The 23,773-nt window shown below is 56.3% G+C and carries 16 protein-coding genes; 4 read left to right on the top strand and 12 right to left on the bottom strand.

Features of this window, described 5'->3' with window-relative positions; translation table 11 throughout:
- Nucleotides 1-235 precede the first annotated feature (235 nt).
- The 5 genes from treY to MPQ_RS12215 form a co-directional block, all read right to left on the bottom strand.
- Nucleotides 236-3,070 (bottom strand): malto-oligosyltrehalose synthase, encoded by a 2,835-nt coding sequence (gene treY / locus MPQ_RS12235; RefSeq protein ID WP_013443270.1) that lies wholly within the window; start codon nucleotides 3,068-3,070, stop codon nucleotides 236-238.
- Complete coding sequence (gene treZ / locus MPQ_RS12230; RefSeq protein WP_148225296.1) at nucleotides 3,067-5,022, bottom strand: malto-oligosyltrehalose trehalohydrolase; 1,956 nt, start codon at nucleotides 5,020-5,022, stop codon at nucleotides 3,067-3,069. The genes treY and treZ overlap by 4 nt, the downstream gene beginning before the upstream one ends.
- Nucleotides 4,994-8,596 carry a maltose alpha-D-glucosyltransferase gene (gene treS / locus MPQ_RS13585; RefSeq protein ID WP_013443268.1) on the bottom strand — a complete coding sequence of 1,201 codons (3,603 nt, stop codon included), beginning with the start codon at nucleotides 8,594-8,596 and terminating at the stop codon, nucleotides 4,994-4,996. Before treS ends, treZ begins: the two co-directional genes overlap by 29 nt.
- Nucleotides 8,597-10,750: an alpha-1,4-glucan--maltose-1-phosphate maltosyltransferase gene (locus MPQ_RS12220; protein ID WP_041362413.1), complete on the bottom strand. Its 2,154-nt coding sequence runs from the start codon at nucleotides 10,748-10,750 to the stop codon at nucleotides 8,597-8,599.
- Nucleotides 10,751-11,244: 494 nt separating this feature from the next.
- Nucleotides 11,245-12,693, bottom strand: coding sequence for an iron-containing redox enzyme family protein (locus MPQ_RS12215; protein ID WP_013443266.1), 1,449 nt, complete (start codon nucleotides 12,691-12,693; stop codon nucleotides 11,245-11,247).
- A gap of 204 nt (nucleotides 12,694-12,897) precedes the next feature.
- On the opposite strand from MPQ_RS12215, the gene MPQ_RS12210 reads away from it, so the two are divergent.
- Both MPQ_RS12210 and MPQ_RS12205 read left to right on the top strand, forming a co-directional pair.
- The gene (locus tag MPQ_RS12210) at nucleotides 12,898-13,893 is read left to right on the top strand and encodes a class I SAM-dependent methyltransferase (RefSeq protein ID WP_013443265.1); all 996 of its coding nucleotides are present in this window, start codon (nucleotides 12,898-12,900) and stop codon (nucleotides 13,891-13,893) included.
- Between the two features lie 5 nt (nucleotides 13,894-13,898).
- A complete protein-coding gene (locus MPQ_RS12205; RefSeq protein ID WP_013443264.1) occupies nucleotides 13,899-15,209 on the top strand; it encodes a phosphoribosylamine--glycine ligase in 1,311 nt (436 codons plus the stop codon).
- A gap of 30 nt (nucleotides 15,210-15,239) precedes the next feature.
- On the opposite strand, the gene MPQ_RS12200 is transcribed toward MPQ_RS12205, so the two are convergent.
- Nucleotides 15,240-15,431, bottom strand: a complete 192-nt coding sequence (locus tag MPQ_RS12200; RefSeq protein WP_013443263.1) for a hypothetical protein — start codon at nucleotides 15,429-15,431, stop codon at nucleotides 15,240-15,242.
- 77 nt (nucleotides 15,432-15,508) lie between these two features.
- Entirely contained in the window at nucleotides 15,509-15,784 is a 276-nt protein-coding gene (locus tag MPQ_RS12195) for a hypothetical protein (RefSeq protein WP_013443262.1), read from the bottom strand.
- 275 nt (nucleotides 15,785-16,059) lie between these two features.
- Between MPQ_RS12195 and MPQ_RS12190 the strand changes: the two genes are divergently transcribed.
- Nucleotides 16,060-16,293: a DUF2171 domain-containing protein gene (locus MPQ_RS12190; protein ID WP_013443261.1), complete on the top strand. Its 234-nt coding sequence runs from the start codon at nucleotides 16,060-16,062 to the stop codon at nucleotides 16,291-16,293.
- A gap of 104 nt (nucleotides 16,294-16,397) precedes the next feature.
- Here MPQ_RS12190 and MPQ_RS12185 read toward each other — a convergent pair whose 3' ends face one another.
- Nucleotides 16,398-18,269 (bottom strand): methanol/ethanol family PQQ-dependent dehydrogenase, encoded by a 1,872-nt coding sequence (locus MPQ_RS12185; protein WP_013443260.1) that lies wholly within the window; start codon nucleotides 18,267-18,269, stop codon nucleotides 16,398-16,400.
- A 485-nt stretch (nucleotides 18,270-18,754) separates the two neighbouring features.
- Here MPQ_RS12185 and MPQ_RS12180 point away from each other — a divergent pair, with 485 nt between their 5' ends.
- On the top strand, nucleotides 18,755-20,242 hold the full coding sequence (locus tag MPQ_RS12180) for a PLP-dependent aminotransferase family protein (RefSeq protein ID WP_013443258.1): 1,488 nt from the start codon (nucleotides 18,755-18,757) through the stop codon (nucleotides 20,240-20,242).
- A 775-nt stretch (nucleotides 20,243-21,017) separates the two neighbouring features.
- Here MPQ_RS12180 and lipA read toward each other — a convergent pair.
- The 4 genes from lipA to MPQ_RS12160 are packed head-to-tail and all read right to left on the bottom strand — an operon-like array spanning nucleotide 21,018 to nucleotide 23,770.
- Complete coding sequence (gene lipA, locus MPQ_RS12175; RefSeq protein ID WP_013443255.1) at nucleotides 21,018-21,998, bottom strand: lipoyl synthase; 981 nt, start codon at nucleotides 21,996-21,998, stop codon at nucleotides 21,018-21,020.
- The gene (gene lipB, locus MPQ_RS12170; protein WP_013443254.1) at nucleotides 21,995-22,636 is read right to left on the bottom strand and encodes a lipoyl(octanoyl) transferase LipB; all 642 of its coding nucleotides are present in this window, start codon (nucleotides 22,634-22,636) and stop codon (nucleotides 21,995-21,997) included. The genes lipA and lipB overlap by 4 nt, the downstream gene beginning before the upstream one ends.
- A 2-nt stretch (nucleotides 22,637-22,638) precedes the next feature.
- The gene (locus MPQ_RS12165) at nucleotides 22,639-22,905 is read right to left on the bottom strand and encodes a YbeD family protein (protein ID WP_013443253.1); all 267 of its coding nucleotides are present in this window, start codon (nucleotides 22,903-22,905) and stop codon (nucleotides 22,639-22,641) included.
- Nucleotides 22,898-23,770, bottom strand: a complete 873-nt coding sequence (locus tag MPQ_RS12160; RefSeq protein WP_013443252.1) for a D-amino acid aminotransferase — start codon at nucleotides 23,768-23,770, stop codon at nucleotides 22,898-22,900. The genes MPQ_RS12165 and MPQ_RS12160 overlap by 8 nt, the downstream gene beginning before the upstream one ends.
- Nucleotides 23,771-23,773 lie beyond the last annotated feature (3 nt).

Below are 23,773 nucleotides of genomic sequence, written 5' to 3'. Positions count from 1 at the left end.
AGTTCTCAGGAAGGGCATGCATCGTCTCCGTCAATTGAGAGGCGAGTCAACGTGACTGGCCTACGCAAGACGATGATGCATAGGATTTTTAAACGGCGGCATTGCCCTAAAGGGCTAGCTGATGTCTGCCAGCCACCGGTTAAGGATTTTTATGACGCGAATAAGCCCTTACTGCAAGCCAGCGCGGCGCCAGGCAGGCAATGTTGATGCGTCGCGCGATGAACTGCCTGGCCAGTTATTCAGCTTCCAGCAGCAGAACGGCCAGCGGTAAAGTGGCAAACAGCTCTGCCAGGGGCAGGGTGTTGTCCTCCGCCAGGTGCAGCTTGCCCGTCAGGATGTCGCGATAACGCCCGGGCACGCGCAAGCCCTTTTCGAGCCGGGTGTCGTGCCAGTTGGCCAGAGTCAGGCTGCCATGGTCGGCGAGCAGGGCATGGCAAAAGCGCGGTACCACCACCAGCAGGCATTGCTCATCATGCTGGCGCTGAAATGCCACCACCTTGTCGGCATGCATGCCTTGCGCATACAGCGCCTGGTAATCGCCAGCTTCAAACAGCGCAGCATGCTGTTTGCGTAGGCCAAGCAGCCGGTGGATGATGGCTTGCTTGATTCCGCCCTGACGCCAGTTGGCGAGCAAGACCGGGTTGGTCGGCGCATGGTCAGAAGTCGCATGATGCGTGGTTGCATGCAAGGTCTGGGCGCGCAAGGCGTAATCGACCGGGCGACGGTTATCCGGATCAACCAGGCTCAGATCCCATAATTCGGTGCCCTGGTACAAGTCGGGGATGCCGGGTACCGTCATGCGCAATACCGTCTGCGCCAGGCTATTGATCGCCCCGGCGGGCGTAATCAGCTCCGTGAATTGAACCAGTGAATGCAAAAATTCACTGCTCTCCACCGGATCAAGCAGGTGGCGCAAAAAGTCAGCGCATGCTTCCTCATAGGGCTCATTGGCCTGCACCCAGCTCGACATCCATTTTGCCTCACGTATGCTTTTGATAAACCAGGCTTCCATGCGCTCGCCATATGCCTTCAAGCCTGCGGCATCGTTCACCTGCAAATCAAACGGCCATGCGCCTACCAGCATCTGGTACAGCATGTATTCATGCGTGACGCGCGGAGCGTCATACGCCACGAATTTCATTTCCTGGGGGAATACGCGGGTGTGAAAGCGCTGGTTCATTTCTATCCACCGCTTTACCTGCTGCTCCCATCGCATGGGTACCTGGCTGATGACCGCAATGCGAGCACGCACATCTTCGCCACGCTTGTGATCATGGGTTGCCGTGGCGAGCAAATTGGCCGGATACATCGCCAGCCGCCGTTGGCAGGCATCATGAAAGGCGGCCATATCCAGCGTGAACATATCGGGGTCGCTACCCACTTCATTGCGGGATACCAGCCGGCCGAAGCGGTAAAACGCCGTATCTTCCATGGACTTGGCGCATAAAGGCGGCATCAGTTGCTGGAAGCGGGTAATCGCTCGCTGCGACAGGTCGGATATTTCCGGCGACGGCGCGTCATGGATCAGATCCCCACGCAACCAGCTGAAAATGATGTCCACCAGTGGCTTGTCGACATGGCCCAATGTGCGTCTGGCCTTGATGGCCGTGCTTTCAAACAGCTCCTGATCCTGGGCATCCATGCCATCTACCGTGACATAGCTGCGATACACCGGAAAGTGCACCAGTATCTCGGTAAACACGCGCCGGATCGAGGCCAGCGAATAATCGCGCGTATGCAGGTCAGCGCGGGCGATGGCATGCAGGGCATGTACTGCTGCCTCGAATTCGCTCACCAGATTTTCGGATAGCAACTGGCGACGCGCCTGCTCCACATGCTGATGAAAGGATTTTTCATTCTGGCTTAACTGATGCCACAGGGCGTTCAATGGCTGAACCCCTTGCGGGTCATGCAGCAACGCCGATACCTGATCCATGAACTCATAGCCGGTGGTACCGTCCAGCCCCCATCCCTCGCGCAGCCATTCGCCGGGCGCCAGGATTTTTTCGGCTATCATGTAGACCGGCGTACGCAGATGCGGGGGCCGGTTAGGCATAAGGCCTTCCAGTCGCGCCCGCAGCTTGCGGCAATAATCCTGCGGTTGGGCCAGCCCATCAATATGGTCCAGTCGCACCCCATCAATCAGGCCCTGCGCGTACAGCTCAAACAGCAGCGAATGCGTGGCTTCAAACACTTCATCCAGTTCTACCCGTACCCCCGCCAGCTCGCTCACTTCAAAAAAGCGGCGCCAGTTGATCTGGTCCGAGGCATTGCGCCACCAGGTAAGGCGGTAGTGCTGTTTTTCCAGCAAGGGATGCAGTTTTTCTATGCCCTGGTCCGAGTAGCTGGCCAGGGCCGTATTGATGGCCTCCTCGACTTCTGGATGCAGGCTGAGGGTCGCCAGCGCGGCCAGCACCTGGTTGACCTGTGACTGTATGTCCAGAAAGGGCAGGCGGTAGTCTATGCGTCTAAACTGCGCGAGCAGCCCCGCAACACCCGGGTGATCGGCCCCTTGCAAAATTTCCGCATAGTCAGCCAGCGCAATGGGAAAGGCATTGTCAAAATAGCGCGCCTGTATGCGTTGGGTCTGGCGGTCATACTCCAGATGGATATCTCCCTGGTCGATCACCACGCCATAAGCATCACCTAAAAAAGGCGCGAGAATCTTGTTGTGCAGATAAGGGTCGGGCGAATGCCAGTCGATATCAAACCACATGGCATACGGGCTATGGCGCCCCCACTCAAAAACATGCTGCCACCACGGGTTATCGGCACCGCCCACTCCCATGTGATTGGGCACAATGTCCACAATCAGCCCCATGTGGGCATGGCGCAATGCTTCGACCAGCCGGGCCAGGCCTTTGCGCCCGCCCAGCTCGGGGTTGATCTGCGTCGGGTCCACAATGTCGTAGCCATGGCTGGAATTGGGTCGCGCCGTGAAAATCGGCGACGCATAAATATGGCTGACACCCAATGAGGAAAAATACCCCACATGTTCCAGGGCATCGGCAAAGGTAAAGCCTTTGTGAAACTGCAGGCGCAGGGTCGATAGCGGATGCTGGGGTGTCATGGTCGCGATTCTCCGGCGACTGGACTGGCTTCGTTATCCGCGCCCAGCGGGCCTTCCAGCAATACCAGGCAGCTATAAGCACCCAGAGTGCCCTGCATTAATGCTTCATGGCGGTTGCCCACATTGAGCAGGGTTTGCGCCAGTTTGTCTTCGGGCCACTGCTCGCCGAAATGCACGGGGCTATCGCCCAGATTCAGCAGGATTTCCAGCGTGGCCCCATTGCCCAGACGCCAGCGTGCTTTTACCGCTGCCGGGCCGATGGCATAGGCCGACAAGGTCCGGGTGTGTTCCAGATAAGGGACGATATGCTGGTGGCGGAGGCTCAGCAGCTGCCGTATCCACGCTTGCCATTCCGACGCGCGATTGATGTCCGGGTCGTGACTGCCTACCGGCCGGGGAATGGAGGCGTTAAAACTTTCGATGTCATTCGGGTTGGGGATTTTTTCCGCAAAGCTCGCTTTGGTAAATTTCTCGAAGGTGGAGAATTCACGGCGCCGCCCTTCCCATACTGCCGCTGCCAGCTCGGGATTTTCATGATCCGTAAAATACAGAAAGGGCTGGGTCGCACCGAACTCTTCGCCCATGAACAGCAGCGGAATCTGCGGGCTTAGCAGCACCAATCCCATGGCCGCCCGCAAGGCCGGTTCGGGGACCAGCGTGGTCAGGCGTTCGCCAAAGGGACGGTTGCCGATCTGGTCATGGTTTTGCAGAAACAGCACGAAGGAGCTCAGTGGCAAATGCTGACTGTTTTCGCCCCGCACTTCCCCTTGCCGATGTTGCGAGACTTCGCCCTGATAGACAAACCCTTCCGCCAGGCAGCGCGCCAGTTTTTCCGCCGCATGCTCTGCGTAGTCCGAGTAATAGCCTTCGGTTTCGCCGGTCAGCAGTACATGCAGAACATGGTGGCCATCGTCATTCCATTGGGCGACAAAGCGGTCCCCCAACAGGCTTGCCGCATTGTCGTCGTTTTCTGCGACCAGATGCACATGGCGTTTGCCCTGATAGTGCTCGCGTATCTGCTTGATGGTATCGCCCAGCCAGGCTTTGTTCCAGATGGCATGGCAGGCATCAAAGCGCAGGCCGTCAAAGCGATACTCTTCCAGCCAGTAGTAAATGTTGTCGACAAAAAACTGCTGGACATGCGGCTCGGCAAAATCAATGGCATCGCCCCAGGGCGTTTTGTAGGCATGGTTGAAAAATTCGGGCGCATAGTGCCACAGGTAATTGCCATCGGGGCCGAAATGGTTGTAAACGACATCCAGGAAGATCGACAGCCCCAGGGCGTGGGCTTCATCCACCAGTGCCTTGAGTTCATCCGGCGAGCCATAACTCACATGCGGGGCAAATTGCAGCACGCCGTCATACCCCCAGTTATGTGCCCCGGGGAAACTTGCAATCGGCATCAGCTCAATCGCCGTAAAGCCCATGCCGGCCAGTTCAGCCAGTTTGGCACGCACCCCGACAAAGCCGCCCATCACGCCGGCATGGGCTTCATAAATCACGGTTTCATGCCATGGACGGCCCTTCCATGGCAGATGGCGCCAGCGATAGCTTTGTGGATCGACCACCACGCTGCTGCCATGTACGCTGCCCGTTTGCCTGCGCGAATATGGGTCGGGCACCAGCAGTTCGTTGCCTTCCTTGTTGATGGCGCGATAACGGTACTCCGTGCCCGCACCACATTCGGCCTGGGTGCTGAACCAGCCTGTGTTGGCCTCCTGCTGCATGGGGATGACGGTGCCCTTGTCGAGAATCAGGTCGACCTGGCGGGCATTGGGCGCCCACAGGCGGAACTCGGTTTCGGCCAGGCTGAGCAGCTGGGCACCACCGGCAAGCCGATAGCGGAGAGTATTGCGCGAGGGCTGGTCAGATGCGTGATCGAGCCAGGGGTGGGCAGAGGTGGGCATTACGTTTTCCTTGGGGTTACTTTTCATCATGGTGAGGTTTGTCATGCGCCAACTCTTGCAGCAAAGACTTCAGGCCTTCCAGTGGCACCTCAGTCCAGGAGGGCCTGTGCATCAGTTCGTAGGCGATTTCATAGCCCACTTTTTCCAGCTTGTAGAGCTGTAGCAGCGCCATATCCGAGGCATGGGCATAAGCCCCTGCATTCAGGCTCTGCTCTGGCTGACTCAATGGGTGAGGCAGGGCGTGGTCAAAATAGCTCTGCAGGAAGGCCGTTTCGGAAATGTCCTTGTAGCGCTGCAGAATCTGCCGGCGGGGCAAGCTGCCACCACTGCTGGCGTAGAGTTCGCTTTTTTCGATAAAGGCCGCGACATAGGAAAACGAGCGGATCAACCCGGCGACATCGCGCAAGGGGTTGTCTTTCTGCCGCCGCTCGGGCAGCGGGCGGGCTGGTTCACCTTCAAAGTCAATGATCAGCACATCTTCGCCCACCACCAGAACCTGACCGAGGTGAAAGTCGCCATGAATGCGTGTCAGCGCTTGACCGCGGGCCTGGTCTATCAGCGCCTCCACGCGGGCAAACACTTCTTTTTGACGTCCCAGCATGTCGGGCAGCAATTGCGGATCAGCCAGATTGTCCGCCTTGAAATGCGCCAGCCCGGCAAATGCCTCGCGCCATTGCTGAACGATGCGCTGCTTGAGGGCGGTAATGTCGGCCTTGCCCATCTGCTGCGGCTTGAAGGCTTCGTGCACAGTGGGCAGCGAAAGCAGGTTGTGCAGCTCGGCCAGCCGTTTGCCAAGCATGGCGGCAAAATTCTGCAGCTCCTTCATGGCATTGGTGTCTTCCGGTGCCAGGGCTTGCGCGGCGATATCCGCGGCATTCAGCTGCTGGATGGCCATACCCAGGCGATCGATGGTCCATTGCCAGGCATCGCCCTGATTGTGCACATAGGCCTGCATGACAATCTGGGTGTAGCTTTCACCCTCGGCATTGGTAAACGCCATATGCCCCAGCAAAGCAGGCGTGTTGTGATAACCCAGTTCATCCAGCCGCTGGGCCATTTCCAGCTCGGGGTGCGTGCCGGGCTGGAAGTGCCGCACCATTTTGACGATGGCAAGATCGTTGATAATCAGCGAGCTGTTGGATTGCTCGGCATGCGGGCGACGGATATCGAGCCCGGGTTTGCCCTCGCTGGTCTTGAAATCCAGCGCGTCAAAGCTGGCGGTAGATTCAAAGCGCAGCTCGCGGGCGCCTTCACGATACTGGCCGGAATGCCGGAACTGCTCCACTAGGGTAAGCGCAAACTCATCCATGCAATAGGCATCGACCAGCAAGCCAACTTTGGCGCCCTGACGTACCCGGCAGATCACATGTTGCTGGATCACCGTGGAGGTGGACATCTCTTCCGGCACTATGCCCAGCGGCATAAAAAACCAGGCATCGCTATTGCTGGCGGCAACGCTTACCAGCAGAAAATCCGCGGCGCTGTTGTCTGGCCTTGGCAAATGGCTGAGGTATTGCAGATGCACGGTCATTGGCCCCTTGGCCTGACCGGCGGTTTTTTTACTACCGGTGTCGGCGTGGCTGGCAAACCAGCGCTGACGTGCGAGGTAGGCCGGGAATATTTCGGTTTCCAGGCGTTGCTGCAAGCGGGGCTGCATGAGGTCATGTATGCCGGCGTTGAGCACCAGGGTGCGGTATTCGGGGGCGATGAAAGGCACGGCACTCAGACGCGATGGCGTGGCAAGCGGGCTTTGCTCGTTGCTGAGACGGAACCAGTAAAAGTCGTAGGGCGCCAGCGTCAGCACATATGGCGAGGGGCCGATCACGGGAAACTTCTCCCCCCCCATCAGCTCGGTGGGCGTATAGCCTGCATATTCCGAGAGGTCGAGCTCCACTGCCTGCGCGGTACTGCCGACATTGGCCACGCACAGCAAAATCTCGTCACTCAGGGCCTTGATGCTGGCTGGCTGGTCAGAGGGTGTCTCGCCCGGCTTGGCCTCTCCCTGGGTTTTCTCCGGTGGCGGGGCGCTATTCGCACGTGCATCCGCCGTCGGGTCAAACGCAGTATTGGGGCTGCCATGCTCCAGAATGTCCTGCGGCTTGTACTCGCGCAGATAAGCGAGAATCTTGCGGTTGGCCGGGTATAACAGCCGGAAACTGCCGCGGCCAAAGGCATAGAACTGCTTGCGCACGGCCAAGAGGCGGCGCATCCAGTTAAGCAGGGAATGCGGGTCCGCGCTTTGTGCTTCCACATTCACGGCCTGGTAGCCGTAAAGGGTATCCATGTTCAATGGCAGCACCAGCCGCGCCGGGTCGGTAAGGGAAAAGCCGCCATTGCGATCCGGTGTCCATTGCATGGGGGTGCGCACACCATCGCGATCCCCGAGATGGATGTTGTCGCCCATGCCAATTTCGTCACCGTAATAGATCACCGGGGTGCCAGGCATGGAAAGCAGCAGGCTGTTCAGTAGTTCCAGGCGGCGGCGATCACGCTGCAACAGCGGGGCGAGGCGGCGCCTTATGCCAACATTGAGTCGTGCCCGGTTATCCGCGGCGTAAAAGTTGAGCATATAGGCCCGCTCATTGTCGGTGACCATTTCCAGTGTCAGCTCATCGTGATTGCGCAGGAAAATCGCCCATTGGCAATCACTCGGAATATCCGGTGTCTGCTGCAGGATATCGGTAATGGGGAAACGGTCTTCCTGTGCCAGTGCCAGGTACATGCGCGGCATGAGCGGGAAGTGAAATGCCATGTGGCATTCATCGTTATTGCCGAAGTAATACTGCACATCTTCTGGCCACATATTGGCTTCGGCCAGCAGCATGCGATCGGGGTAGCGCTGGTCTATGAACTGCCGGATTTTTTTCAGGATCTGGTGGGTTTCCGGCAGGTTTTCATTGGAGGTGCCTTCGCGCTCAATCAGGTAGGGCACGGCATCCAGCCGCAGGCCATCCACGCCCAGGTCCAGCCAGAACTCCATGATGCTCATGACGGTATTGAATACGCGGGGATTGTCGTAATTGAGATCGGGCTGATGCGAGAAAAAGCGGTGCCAGTAAAAGGCATTGGCCACCGGGTCCCAGGTCCAGTTGGATTTTTCGGTATCGGTAAAAATGATACGGGTCTGGCTGTAGGCGGTATCGGTATCGGACCACACATAAAAGTTGCGCGCAGCCGAGCCCGGCTTGGCTTGACGCGCACGCTGAAACCAGGGGTGCTGATCCGAGGTATGGTTGATGATGAGCTCGGTGATGACGCGCAGCCCGTGCTTGTGGGCTTCGGCGATGAAGCGCTTCACGTCAAACAGGTTGCCGTAATCCGGATGCACACCGCGATAATCGGAAATATCGTAGCCGTCATCGCGGCGCGGTGACGGGTAGAAGGGCAACAGCCACAGGGTATTCACGCCCAGGCTGACGATGTAATCCAGCTTCTGGATCAGGCCGGCAAAATCGCCTATGCCGTCATTGTTGCCGTCAAAAAAGGATTTGACGTGCACCTGGTAAATCACGGCATCCTTGTACCAAAGCGGGTCGCGCGTGAATTGCAGTGCGCTGCTCCGGCGGTCGGTCCGTTTCTTGTCGGTGGTCTTCTTGTCTGTATGTTTGGAGGTAGGCATTTATCGGTTCCCGGCGTTCAGACGCCAAATGGCAAAGGGGCGATCAGCAGGGTCCAGGGTGATGGTCTGGAATTTTCCCTGCCAGCGAGTGGGCTGGTTTTCCCACAGGTCCAGCACGTCCACATCGGCGTCGTCCACCAGGCCCAGCAGGTAAAGCGGTATCTGCAGCGTGGCGCTTTGGGTGGCGTGCGGATCCAGATTGATGGCGACCAGTACTACCGTTGCGCTGGGGCGGGTGATGTCGCGCTGGCCGGTCTTGGAGAAAAACAGCACCTGATCATTGCTGCTGGGGTGAAAGCGAACCCCCAGATGCGTTTGCAGTTGCGGGTTTTCGCGGCGAATCTGGTTGAGTCGGCTGATCTCGGCCACGATATTGCCCGGGCGCTGCCAGTCCCAGGCGCGGATTTCATACTTTTCGGAATGGTTGAATTCCTCGCTGTCGGGTACGGCATCGGCTTCGCATAGTTCAAAGCCGGACGAAATCCCCCACAAGCCTGACAGGGTGGCGGCGAGGGCAGCGCGGATCAGAAAGCCTGGCCGGCCGGATTCCTGCAGGAAGACTGGATTGATATCTGGTGTGTTGACAAAGAAATTGGGCCGGAAGAAATCGGCAATTTCGCCCTGCGCCATTTCCTGCAGGTAATCGGTCAATCCCTGTTTGTCATTGCGCCAGGTGAAGTAGGTATAGGATTGGCTGAAGCCGGTTTTCGCCAGCCGGTACATCATTTTTGGCGTGGTGAAGGCTTCGGACAGAAACACCACATCCGGGTGCTGTTCACGCACGGTACGCAGCAACCATTCCCAGAACGGCAGCGGCTTGGTGTGTGGATTGTCCACGCGGAATATCTTCACGCCCTTGGCAATCCAGTGCAGCAAGATATTGCGCAAGGCCAGCCACAAATGCGGAATCGCCTCTGGCGCATAAAACGCCACATTCACAATGTCTTCGTATTTCTTGGGCGGATTTTCGGCATGGCGCAGCGAGCCATCCGGCCGCCAGTCAAACCATTCCGGGTGTTGCGATATCCACGGGTGGTCAGGCGAGCACTGGATGGCAAAATCCAGCGCGATTTCCATACCGTGCAGGCGCGTCTGTTCCAGCAGGTGATCCCAGTCTTCCCAGGTGCCAAGTTGCGGATGCAGGGCTTCATGCCCGCCTTCATGCGAACCGATGGCATACGGGCTTCCGGGATCGCTGGGCTGGGCGATCAGCGCATTGTTGCGGCCTTTGCGATGGGTGAGGCCGATGGGATGTATGGGCGGGAAATACAGCACATCGAAGCCCATGTCGCGGATGGCCGGCAGACGGGCAACGACATCCTGCAGGGTGCCATGACGCTCGGTATCCCCGCTTTGTGAACGCGGGAACATCTCATACCAGCTGGCAAAGGCGGCGGCAGTGCGCTCCACCATAAGGGGAAATTTGATGCTGCGCGCCATGAAGTTTCTGGGGTCCAGCGTTTCCATCATGTGGGCGACATCGCCGGACAGCAGCAGGCTGAGCTTGACCTGATCGCGCCCCGAATAGCTGGAGAGATCGAGCCCGCTGCTATCCACCTGTTGCAACTCAGCCTGCATGGCGCAAGCAGCAGTGATTTCGGGCGATTCCAGGGCGCACACCAGCCGCGCAAGAAACTCCTTGGCGTTCAGCGCATTACGGTGATCGGCAGGGCCGCCATTCGAATGGGCGAGGTATTTGGCAATGAGCAGGCGGCCTTCTTCAATTTCAAGTTCCACTTGCAGCCGTGCTTGCGCTTTTTTGCGCAGATTGGATACATAGGTACCAAATTCGTCGTGCCAGGCTTCAATGAAAAAATAGTGGCAGCCAATGTCTGGCGGTACAAAACTCGCCTGCCAGCGATCATTTCCCAGACTCTGCATGGCGATGTAGTGCGGCCGTCCGTCCTCTCCGCTATGCCAGGCCAGGCACACGCGCAACAGGTCATGGGTATCCATGAATACGTCGGCACTCACTACCACGGCTTCCTGCTGCTGGCGCTTGACGGCAAATCGCCCGCCATCCACGCAGGGGGTGACGTTTTCAATGGCAATGCGCGAGCGATGCAATATCGCAAAGCGATATTCCAGTACGGCCGCTTCCTTGCTCTGCTGCAAGGGGTCGGGGGTGTGATCTAGGTCTTCCGGTAACATCATCTTCAATGCTTTCCCAGGCTGAGATCCTGTTGAAAAAAATGAGGGGTCATTCGCAAGCCGCCTTTTCCCCTGCCATGGCTCTGCGGACAGAGGTACATGGCGGACACTGCATACGAAGGGGCTGGAGTAATTCGGCCGGATGCGTCAGGTGGAATGCATCAACTTGAGCGTCGCATCACCTCAAGTTAAGTGCGGTATTCATTGCCTGACTCGGGCCGCAGGGCTTGCACTTGTAGCCTAAAGGCTGGGGATGGGAAGGGCTGTAGGAGAAAATTGGAAACGTCTGTAAGGATAGTTTGAGGCGGTTTTTATGGGCGTGCAGGCTTGGCCCATGGTAAGAAAACCGCAATCGAGGAATGAGTCAATTGCGGTATTTCGCGCACGGGGCCTGCCATACATCACGATCAGACAAGATTTCTTGAGTCGGGGAGAGTCGAACAACGGGACTGGGCCATCTGCAAGAAGCACATGCAAATGAACTTTGGTTTAATGGCTTAATTCAGCCCCGTTTGCTGCATGTAAAGCCGCGTAGCGGCGAGCCCGGCAGAGGTGTGATGCTGCCCCGGAGCCAGCCATTTCGCCATGTTGTGCATCTGGCGGCTCGGTTGGGTCAGCAGGGCAGGCTCTATCAGCGACTGCAAGGTGGCATAGGAGGTATCCGCCGGTCGTTGCCTGCTCTCCGTCATGCTTCTCTTGCGCCAGTGCTCGCCAAGTCTGGCCTGGCGTGGCAGTGTCTCCAGCACCTCGCCGGCCATCCAGTCATACATCAGCTGTTTTTCATAGGGAGTGAATACCCCGAACATGCTGGCATGTTCCCCTTCCATCAATTTCCAGAAGCGTGATTGCGCAGGGTCCTGGTGTCGCGTCATCCAGCCAGCATCCACCAACGCATGCAGCAGCTGGGGGATTTTTTGCGGATCAGATAGCCATTCATTGATGCTGTAAGCGCCGAGTTTGCACTGACTTGCATGCATGAATTTCCCCACCGAGGCTTTTTTGCGAAACACGGCAGTGATCTCGGTTTCGGCATCAAACTGCTGGATCAGCGCAGGCGTTGCCAGCCCCACCGAGTTAAGCGCCATGCCGCGCAATATGCGCATCATGAATGCCTGGCGTTGCTGGCGTCTGGGCAAGGCTTCAAATACCGCCCAGGCGGCCCGCATGGCATGGCCTGTCATGGCGTTATCCACCGTGACATGCAGCATGAAGTAATAGGGGTCGATATTGAGCTCTTCCAGCTCATGCGTGGTGATCAAAAGATGGAGCGGCAATTGCTCATAGGCCAGATTGAAGCCGATGACTTCTGGCAGATAGCTTTCTGCATGATGGCCCAGCGCCAGCTGCGTGAGTCCTTGCACAAAATGGCTGTCATCCAGGGCATGCCACTCGGTATCGAGGTCATAGCGGCGCAATAGTTGCTGATACAGCACGACATGGTTCTTGTCGCTGCGTCCTTCGCCGAGTTCTTCCAGATAGGTCTTGATCAGGGAGGCATAGCGCGGATCATCCCACTGCCGTGTGAGGCCATAAAGCCAGGCACCGTCCACCATTTTGGTGGGGGCCACCTGCAACAGAAAATTCAGTGCATGCGATTTACATGAAAAATAGCGCCGGGGCTCGCCGCGTTTGCGGCCTTCCAGGTATTCCTGATACTCCCGACCTGTGGCCTGTGCATTGCGCTGTATCCACGCCTGCAGGGCATGGGGCGAGTCTGCCAGCAGGGCATCGATTAATTCGGGATCTGACTCCATGGACGACGCATCTATGTGCGCCAGTTGCCGGGTCAGAAAGGCATTTGCCTGGTGTGAAGATTCCACATGGCGCTCTGCGGACAGGTCGGGATTAAGCAAGTCGAAATACAGCGTTTTAATGGCGAGAGGAGCCTCGGCAGGCGCAGGCGGCGTGACAGCTTCCTCGTCAAATATTCTTGGGTCTCCGGGCATGTTGGTTCCTTCTCCTTAATGCGAAAAGTATGGGCGGACTCGCCTCATCTGCTTATCCGCCCGGCTCCGAGATTGCTGTAAGACGGGGCTTACAGACGGTGCCAGTGGCTTTTGTTAAGCTGAGTCATGAATAGGTCGGCGCCTCAAGCTCCAGAAGGGTGCCAGGACGCTGTTTGATCACCCCATTGAAACCAGAGGCCAGCTTTGAACCCCGATGAACCCGCGAACCAGCCAGAGCCCGTCAATCCCGAACAGATCATGTCTTCCGACCAAGCCACCGCGTTGCGGGATTTGCTTGTTTATCTACGAGGCGTGAATTACCAGCATGTGGCGATTACTCCCTTGAGCCATTCGCGCATTTACAAGCGAGATGCCCAGGCATGGGCTAAAACGGTACGCGACATCGTGGGCTGGGGGCGGCCCTTTCATGCGGACGTTGCTGGTGAGCCGTTGTTTGGCCTGATGGAAGCCGGTGATGTGTTGCAGCCCGTGGAAATGGGCTGGCGTAGCAAGGTGCGGGTGGCTTCCCTGAACGGCCAGCTCTTCCTGCATTCGGCCTATCCTACGCTGGAGGCGTCGTCGGTATTTTTTGGTCCGGACACTTACCGCTTTATCCGGGCTGTGCAGCAGTATGCGCAGACCCGGCAGCCGACGGTCAGGCGAGCAGTGGACATCGGGACAGGGAGCGGCGTCGGCGCGATTGCGCTGGCCGGTTTGTTCCCGGATGCCGAGGTGTTCGGTGTGGATATCAACCCGCATGCGCTGGCGCTGGCACGGGTGAATGCCGCAGCCAATGGCTGCGAGCGGGTGCAGATGGTGCACAGTGATTTATTGCAGGATGTGGCGGGCGAGTTTGATCTCATTATTGCCAATCCGCCATATCTGGTCGATGCCGCTCAGCGCAGTTACCGCCATGGCGGAGGGGCGCTGGGTGCCGAGCTTTCGCTAAGCATGGTCGATGCCGCCATGGCGCGCCTGGCGCCGGGTGGTGCCCTGGTGCTGTATACCGGAGTAGCCATGGTGGATGGGGCTGATCCTTTCCTTGCTGACGTGCAGGCGCGTCTGCAAAACCGGTCTGGATTTTCCTGGCATTACGAGGAAATTGACCCCGATATTTTTGGCGAGGAGCTGGACCTGCCACCCTATGACATCGCGGATCGTATCGCGGCCGTGGTGCTTAATCTCAAGCGCGAGGCATAGCCGCCATGCACATATTGGGGATAGGCGAATATTGTGACCTTGCTGCCATGTACAGCCGTCTGGCGCAGGAAGGGCACGAGGTACGGGTATGGGTGGAAGATGAAGCGTATCGCGGCATACATCGCGGCCTCTTGTCGTTTACCGATGACTGGCACGATGAGTTGGACTGGGTGCGCGAAGCAGGCCAGGAGGGTTGCATCGTGTTTGAGTCTGCGACCAAAGGCGAGTGGCAGGATGCATTGCGGCGCGATGGATTTAATGTGATTGGCGGCAGCGCCTACGGCGATCGCCTGGAAGGGGATAGGCTGTTTGGGCAGCAGGTCATGCAGGATATGGGGCTGGAGATAGCACGTTGCGAGCGCTTTTACGATATGGAGGCGGCGATACGGTTTATCGAAACCCACCCTGCGCGTTATGTGTACAAAAGCAATGGCGCGGATAGCGAGCGCACACGCAATTTTGTCGGAACGCTGGATGATGGCAGTGATGTCATCGCCCTGCTGGAGTTTTATCGTCAGCACTCACCTGCTACTGAGACTTCGCCGGTGGACTTCATGCTGATGGAGCATGTGCAGGGCATAGAAATGGGCATAGGCGCGTATTTCAATGGTGCCCGCTTTTTGTCACCGGTCTGTCTTGATTGGGAGCACAAGCATTTCTTCCCCGGCGATCTCGGCGAATTGACCGGCGAGATGGGCACAGTGGTGACTTACACGGGTGGACAGTCGCTGTTTAAGCGCACCCTGGCGCATCTGGAAGAGGCACTCGCCGAGAGCGGCTATTGTGGCTATATCAATCTGAACATGATCGTGAATGAAGCGCATATCTGGCCGCTGGAATTCACCAGCCGCTTTGGTTACCCCGGATTTGCTATCTGCAGTGCTTTGCATCGCCAGTCCTGGGCAACCATATTCAAAACCATGCTGGATATTGATTCCACTACCCTGGAGACTGCACCGGGCTTTGCGACTGGCGTGGTGCTGACCGTGCCGCCTTTCCCCTATGCCTATGGTTACGAGCAGCTGGCCAAAGGCATGCCTGTGCTTTTTCATCCAGACATCAGCGATGCAGAGCGCCAGCGCGTGTTTCTGGCGGAAGTGGAGAAGGTAGGGGACTATCTGGTGACCAGTGGCGTGAGCGGCTACATCTGCGTGGCGACCGGCACCGGTTTGACGGTGCAACAAGCCAACGCCAGTGCTTATGCGCTGGCGGGCAAGGTGATTGTGCCGAATGTGCGTTACCGCAACGATATAGGTCTGCGCCTGGCGAATTGCGAGCTGGAGCTGTTGCAAAAGTGGGGATATATCGACGCCTGATCAGGCGTTCTATATACCCCCTTTGCGCTGTTACTTTTCGACAGAACCCCAGGTAGCCTCAAATCGGAACTGACGCAGGTCCAGCTCCGGCCGTTCGGTTTGAAATTGCGCTTTGCCTACGCGATATGCCTCATCAATATCCTTGGCAGACAGCGAATGCTCCCAGATGGGGGTGTCACGATGGGCGGATTTATCCCACGCGCTTATGTAGAACAAACCCATACGTATTCTCCTGAAATGAGATTGGCTGAATAGTTGACTGCCGCCTGCCAGAAACCCCGCAGGCGGCAAGTGCTTGCTTAATGCGAGCCCGAGCTGCTGCCTGTTCCTGTGCCGGCGCGGTTTGAATTCAACTCATCCGAACGCTTGGGAGTTTGTGTTTTTTCTGGCTGGTGGGTGCCCTTGCGCTGGCTGCCACTGCCGTCAGCCGGGGTCGATGTGGAAGTGCTGTTATCGCCCGGGGTGGCGTTGGTATTCGAGCCACTGTTGGTGCCTCCGGCAAAGGCCAATGGCGTTTGCAGGCATGCGAGCAGGATGCCAAGGACTAGGTATTTTCCATGGATATTGGTTTTCATGATGCTCTCCTTGAAGTCTTGAGTTATGGAATGTATTGACTGTTCAAGGATGTATCGTGAAAGCTAAGCGCCACCGGCAACATCAAGGTATTTCTTATTGTGCTGTAGGAAAATCTAAATCGGGCGAAACGGGCTAACAAAGTCCTACAGCAGTATAGGAGCTCACTCTCTTGCTGAGCATGCGTCTGATCTGTCATTGTGAATGCATGGTTTGCATGTCCGCATGCAACAGCACTGTTTACCAGATGATTTTTAGACGATATGGAGGTTTTGATATGTCAGTTTCTCACGCTATTTTGCCCGGCATGCCGGTGCTTTCCGCCCAGAACACCAAAGTGGGTACCGTCGATGGTCTTGAGGGTACCAATCTCATCAAACTCACCAAGGATGAACAGGGCCAGCATCATTACATCCCCAAGGACTGGGTGGCTTCTACCGATAATGCTGAAGTGAAACTTTCGTGCGACGAAAAGCGCGCAGTGTCGGAATGGCTGACACAGCCCAACTGAAGCAGTCGTGCTTTGCAGGTCGAAGCATAAAAAAACCCGCCTCAATGTGAGGCGGGTTTTTATTTATCAATGCCTGTGAACAGGCGATTGAAACAGCCGCTGGATTACAGGCTGAACACGTTCAGTGCACCGCCGCCAGGAGCAGCGTTGTACTTGGTCAGTTCCTTGTAACCACCCGCTGCACCCAGTGCGTCGGAGTCGTTATCCAGGCCCAGGTTCATCGCAACACCAGCCCAACCGCCGATACCGGATAGTACGCCAACGTATTGCTTGCCCTTGTTGCTGTAGGTGAAGGCATTGCCGATCACGCCAGAGCCCACTTGGAACTTCCACAGCAGCTTGCCGGTTTGTGCATCCACTGCCTTGAAGTCACGCTCCAGAGTGCCGTAGAACACGAGGTCAGAAGCTGTTGCCAGTACGCCGCCCCATGAGGAGAACTTCTCCTTGTTGTACCAGACGGCCTTGCCCTTCAATGGATCCCAGGCTTCGAAACCGCCCATTACGCCATCAGGACCAGCAAACATGGTCAGGCTTGCACCCACCCATGGCTGACCAGCCACATACTTGGATTCCACTGGCTCGTAAGTCATGCAAACGTGGTTCAGTGGGATGTACATCAGACCAGTGCGTGGCGAGTAAGCCATAGGCTGTTGGTCCTTGACACCCAGCGCGGCTGGGCAGATGCCTTTGGCGTTGTAGTCTTCGTGTGTGGAGTAGCGCGCATCTTTTTGTGGCACGCCAGACTTCAGGTCAACCTTGGTTGCCCAGTTGATGAAGGGGTGAGCCTTCTCAGCCACCAGCAGGGTGCCGTTGGTGCGGTCCAGGGTGTAGTTGAAGCCGTTACGGTCAGTGTGGAAAGCGTACTTCTTGTCGCCCTTGTCGAACAGCACGATTTCGTTGATGCCGTCATAGTCCCACTCGTCATGAGGGGTCATTTGATAGCCCCACTTGGCGATACCGGTATTCAAGTCACGTGCGAACAGCGTCATGGACCATTTGTTGTCACCAGGACGTACGTCAGGGTTCCACACGGAAGGGTTGCCTGTGCCGTAGTACACGTAATTCAGTTTTGGATCATAGGAGAACCAGCCCCATACGGAACCGCCGCCGTGTTCCCAGCCATTCTTGGTAGCTTGTGGCTTCAGCCAGGTGCGCGTGCCCAGTTCTTTTTCAGGGTACTTCAGCTGGTCCTTGGTCAGTGCCTTGAACGAGCCACCTTCCTTGTTACCACCATTCACGTCCTGGTAAACAGACAGCGCGTTGTAGTGCGGGTTGGCCTTGTTGAAGTCTTCGCCGATCAGCACTTCGCTGTCAGGACCTGTGGAGTAAGCTTTCCAGGCCAGCGAACCATCTTTCAGGTTGTAAGCAGCCAGAAAGCAGCGCACACCGAATTCGCCACCAGAGCAACCGGTCAGCACTTTATCCTTGAAGACGTGAGGTGCGTTGGTGTTGCTGGCGCCCAGCTTGGGGTCTGTGTTCTTTACGTCCCAGATCTTGGCGCCGGTCTTGGCATCCAGGGCAACCAGCATGCCGTCATTCTGTTGCAGGAAAATCTTGCCATCGCCAAAGCCCAGGCCGCGGCTGACGTTATCGCAGCACAGCACTGCTTGTACGGATGGGTCTTGCTTGGGGAAGTAAGCCCAGAGAATCTTCTGGTTGTCGTTCAGGTCCAGCGCGTAAACGTTGTTCGGGAACGCAGTGTGCACATACATCACACCATTGATCACCAGCGGGGAGCCTTCGTGACCACGGTTAACACCGGTGGAGAAAGTCCATGCGGATTTCAGGCTCTTGATGTTGGATTTGTTGATCTGGTTCAGCGTGCTGTAGCCTTGGCCATTGTACTGACCACGTGGGCCAGCCCAGTTGGCAGGGTTAGCCATTGCGGCTTCCTGATCGGCTGCAGCAAATGCCATCATGGGCAGGGCAACGGTCATACCGACCACGGCGCCCAGTGCCAATTTCATCTTGCTCATCTTTAAAATCTCCATTGTTTAAGTCTTGCGCCACCATAGCTGGGGGAAATGGGCTTGAGCCCCTTTTTCTGACCAAACCTTAATATGTAACGAGAATTAAGGTTTGAAGCGAACGACTGTAACGAAACGTAAATTGGATGGCGTGAGCCAGATGAAATAACTTTTGGGGTCCACATGGTCCAGTGTGATATTAATCACATGGGCCAGATGCGGTGAATAGGTGGCAGGATGCTGCATCCCACGAAGAGTGACGGCCTTGGCAGGGCGGTCAGGCGGGCCTGAGCGCGGTTGACATGCCGAACTACATGCAAAAGCAGCAGTCACGACAAGTACAAATTGTAACATTTAATATACAAATTGCTACATTTATAACCGTGGCGAATGAGCGACAATTCAGAAGCTGACTTCACAATGAAATGTTCCATGCTGGATGTTGTAAATCTGATCATTCCTGATCATCTCAAGGTGCAAAAGGCATGCCCCGCATGATGCCATTCGTTGCCCCGGAAATGCGGCGCACCTGGAACCTGAATATAGACTTCAGGCCCTTTGAGCCAGGTACCGCGCTTTATCTGCAGATTGCTGAGCAGATCATCGAAAAAATCCGCCAGGGCCGCCTGCCGCCCCGAACGGTCATGCCCGGTAGTCGCGAGCTGGCTGCCATGCTGAACGTCAATCGCAAAACCATTGTGCTTTCTTACGATGAACTGATTGCACAAGGCTGGCTCACCACCCAGCATCGCCGCGGCACCTTTGTTTCCGAGGCGCTTCCATACCCTGCCAAAACCCAGCTGCTGGAAGTGCCTGAGCAAGATCTGGCGTTTTCATCCCATGGCCAGGCCATGACCGCCTTACCAACGCAAAAGTACATGCTGCTGTTGAGTGAGGGCTTGCCAGACAAACGCGTGATTCCCTATGACAAATATATCCGGGCCTCCAAGCGGGCCATGGCAAAAGTCGCGCGCACTGCCACGATGGATACACCCGATTACAAAGGGCAGCCCATCTTCCGGGAGGCTGTCGCCTCCCTGTTGCATGAGGAGTGTGGATTCAATGTTGGCATTGAGCATCTCTGCCTGACACGCGGTTTGCAGCAGAGCATCTATATCAGTGCGCGCGCACTTATCTCGCCAGGTGATTACGTCATTTTTGAGCGATGGTGCCCATCCGAGGCACTCAGTGTCTTCGAGTCATTGGGTGCGCGTATTCTGTTCGCCGATATGGATGGCGCCGGTGTAAGGGATGACGATGTCGAAATGCTGTGCCGACACCATCCGGTCAAGGCCATTTTCGTGACGCATCAGGTGCAGTACCCCACCACAGTCTCTCTGCCGGTTTCGCGACGCAAGCGCCTACTCAGATTGGCTGAGGAACTCAATTTTCACATCCTCGCGGCGGATTACTCCCAGCAACTCTATTTCAATCGACCCGCCATGGCGCCAGTGGCGACGGGCAATATGCGCAAGCGCATCATCTATATAGGCGCATTGCCCAGCATCCTGCCTGCTGACAGGCAAGTCGGCTATATTGCCAATACTCCCCAGTTTATTGATAAATGTGCGCGCCAACGTCAGTTGATGGGCCAAGTGGATGATCCCGTCAGTCAATCCGCGATCACCGAGCTTATCCAAACCGGGGAGTTTCATCGTACAGCGCGTCGTGCCTCGCGCATCTACAATCTTCGCCGACTCAATACGGCAAATTTGCTGGCAGAGCAGCTGGATGATCTGGTGTCGTTTCATATGCCAGAGGCTGGCCTGTTTTTCTGGCTGACCCTGAAAACACCTGTCCCGGTTCAGGAGTTGATTGATAAAGCTGAGCAAGCGGGCATTCATCTGATCCAGCATATCCACTACGCCGGCGATAGCGGCAGAGTGCCAGGTTTGCTGCTTGGATATTCACATCTGGATGATTTTCAAATGAAAGAACTTATCCAGAAAATCAAACAAATTCTGGTTCCCTTTGGTGAGTGATGTAGGTCACTAAAAAACAAGAAACTACCCCTCCTGAAAGATGGCTGAAAACAGCCACTCCCCATCAGCTGAAAAAACGCTCCTCAGCAAAAAAATATACATACAGTCGCCGTCAATTTTTTCACTGGCAAAAAAAGCCATTTTTTATTCCTTCGCCTCATTTTCAGCTTTTCTTCTTCCTGCGTTTTCTGATTAATGCCATTTGTGCATTGAATCTAATTAAATTAATTAAAATCATCATGTTGTAAGTTTATTCTCATTTCATTTTTGAGAGATTTTAACTAACTGATTAACCCGATGAGTAAAGTTGGGTTTCAGAATTGTGACAGTCTAAAAACCCTCGAACAGTGAGCACTCAGCCGTGTTTTCGGATGCGATTATATGGGCGTACTGTGACTTGTTAAATAACCCAATTCATGACGATATTTAAAAATAGTATATTGATGTTATGCGGCGATGATTTATGCAACTTATGTCTAATAACGGGCCAAATAATAAAATTCAGCGTGCCGGAATGCGACTTTTAAAAGCAAGTAAACAGCAAATTCAGGTTTATAAGCAGGTGGGGAAAGTCAACAGGAGAAGGCAGTGATTCACTGCCCTGCTCACCAGGAGGATCCTGAATGATGAGCTGTGGGAGGATAGGTCAGGGGATGTAGAGGGGGGGGGCGTTGATGGGCGATGCATTACGCATTCTCAATCATTGGGCAGGTGCCAACCTGCCTGCGCTAACGCGGAACCCAGCAGCATCCGCACTTGCAGGGCGTAGCGATGCTTATACGCCGGCTGCGTGAGCCTGCTGGTCTGCGTGGTAAGAGGAGCGCACCATGGGGCCGCATGCCGCATGGGTAAAGCCCATGGCCAGCGCTTCTTGCTCAAATTGCGCAAAGCGTTGAGGGGTGACGAAGCGCAATACGGGAAGGTGGTGTGGGCTGGGTTGCAGGTATTGCCCTAGTGTCAGCATGGTCACGCCATGCTTTCTTAAGTCGCGCATGACCTCGAGGATTTCCTCGTCGGTTTCCCCCAGGCCCAGCATAAGGCCAGACTTGGTTGGGACATTGGGATGTTGTTCGCCGAAGGCTTTGAGCAGGTCGAGTGAGTTCTGATAGTCCGAGCCTGGGCGTGCCTGTTTGTAAAGCCGTGGCACGGTTTCAAGGTTGTGATTCATCACATCCGGTGGTGCCTGGGTGAGAATCTCCATGGCACGGTCAAGGCGCCCGCGAAAATCCGGCACCAGAATTTCGATCTGGATTGCAGGGGAGTAGCGACGTACCGCTTCTATGCAATCGACAAAATGCTGCGCGCCGCCATCCTTAAGGTCGTCGCGGTCTACACTGGTGATGACGACATAGCGCAAACGCATTTGCGCGATAGTACGCCCCAGGTTTTCTGGCTCGTTAACATCTGGCGCAAGTGGCTTGCCGTGTGCTACATCGCAGAACGGGCAGCGGCGCGTGCAGATGTCGCCCAGAATCATGAAGGTGGCAGTGCCGCCGCTGAAGCATTCGCCGATATTGGGGCAGGATGCCTCTTCGCACACCGTGTGCAGATTATTCTCGCGCAATATCTGCTTGATCTCCTGAAAGCGCGCACTGTCAGGCACTTTCATGCGTATCCATTCCGGCTTGCGCATGGCGGGTTGCGGCACAATCTTGATGGGAATACGCGCTGTTTTGGCTGCGCCGGTTTCCTTGACGCCCGCTACCTTGCGCGGCGGCGTGGCGGGGGGCGGGGTGATTTCCAGGGTATCGCTCATAGGGCTTCGGTTCTCAAGAATTCGTTTTCAGTATACCCCAGCTTGCCCGCCAGCAATTCCAGTAGGCGCTCGCCTGCCTGCGCGGGGGTGAGGGGCAGGCCCAGGTCACGTGTTTGCGTAACGGGCATGCCTTTATAGCCGCAAGGGTCTATCGCGCTGAAGGGGGCCAGGTCCATGTCCACATTCAATGCCAGGCCGTGATAGCAGCGCTGCTGCTTGAGGCGCAGGCCCAGTGAGGCGATCTTGGCATCGCCCACGTAAACGCCGGGGGCATCGGCACGGGCGTAGGCGATGGTGCCATGCTGTGCCAGCAAGTCGACGATGCTTTGTTCCATGGCATTGACCACATCGCGTATGGTCCAGCCTTGCCGCGCAAGGTCCAGCAACAGGTAAACCACTACTTGTCCCGGGCCGTGGTAGGTGATCTTGCCACCACGGTCCACCGGCAGCAGCGGAATGTCATTGCGCAGGGGCGGCGTTGCATCGCGACGGTTGAGCCCCTGCGTGTAGATCGGTGCATGCTCGGTAAGCCACAACTCGTCGGGCGTGTCAGCGTCGCGGCGAGCGGTAAATTCCTGCATCGCATGCCAGGTATCTTCATACCCGCTCAGGCCGAGCCGGCGAATATGCAAGGGCATGCTTAGAGCACAACCTTGACGCTAGGATGTGAAGTCAATGCGCGATAAATATCGTCGAGCTGTGGTTTGGAGGTGACGTAAACATAGCAGGTAAGGCTGATGTAGCGTCCACCAGAACTCGCGCGCATCTCGACGCGGGTAGCGTCGAATTCGGGCGCATGCACCCGGATAACGTCCACGACGGTGTCGGAAAAGGTCTCATGCGTTTCTCCCATGACTTTGATGGGGAAGTCGCAAGGGAATTCAATCAGAGTGTCTTGATCAGCCATGGGGTGTCTCCGCGCTACGCATAATGTGGTTTTTATAAAGCTGATACGCTTTATACATGCGCTTGAATATGGGGCCGGGCAGGCCGTTTGCAATGGGGGTGTTGTCCAGCCGCACAATCGGCAGGATTTCCTTGGTCGAAGAGGTCATCCAAAGTTCATCGGCGCTACGGATGCGCGCCTCAGTGAAATAGCCAATATCAACGGGGATACCTTCGCTCTCGGCCAGTTCCAGAATCACATCGTAGGTAATGCCAGGCAGCATGTGCTGGTCTTTGGGCGGCGCCAGTATCACGCCTTTATCCACGGCAAAAATATTGCTGGCAGCGCCTTCGGTCAGCATGCCATCGCGGAACAGAATGGTTTCCACCGCACCTTCGTCGACGGCCATCTGGCGCAGCAACACATTGGGCAGCAATGAGATGGCTTTGATGTCGCAATGATCCCAGCGGATATCCTGGCTGCTGATGGCAACGGCGCCGCTTTCCACCAGACTGGCAGGCGGCGTGATCAACGGATTGCTCATCATGAAAACGGTAGGCTCCACATGCGCAGGAAATGCATGGTCGCGCGGTGCAGGCCCGCGCGTGACCTGAATGTAAATGGACTGGTCTTCTGCTTCATTGCGCTTGACCAGCTCTTCCACATGGCGGCTCCAGGCTGCGCTGTCATGCAGATTGGGTATGCGCAGACTGCTGAGGCTGCTACTCAGCCTGCGCAGGTGCTCTTGCAAACGGAAGGGGTGGCGCGAGTAAACCGGGATCAGTTCATACACGCCATCGCCGAAGATGAAGCCGCGATCGAGTACCGGAATGCGGGCTTCTTCTATCGGCATGAAGGCGCCGTTCAGGTACACGATCTGCGACATGAA

It is taken from the genome of Methylovorus sp. MP688, assembly GCF_000183115.1.
Lineage (GTDB): Bacteria > Pseudomonadota > Gammaproteobacteria > Burkholderiales > Methylophilaceae > Methylovorus > Methylovorus glucosotrophus.
This window is presented reverse-complemented; position numbering and strand designations above follow the sequence as displayed.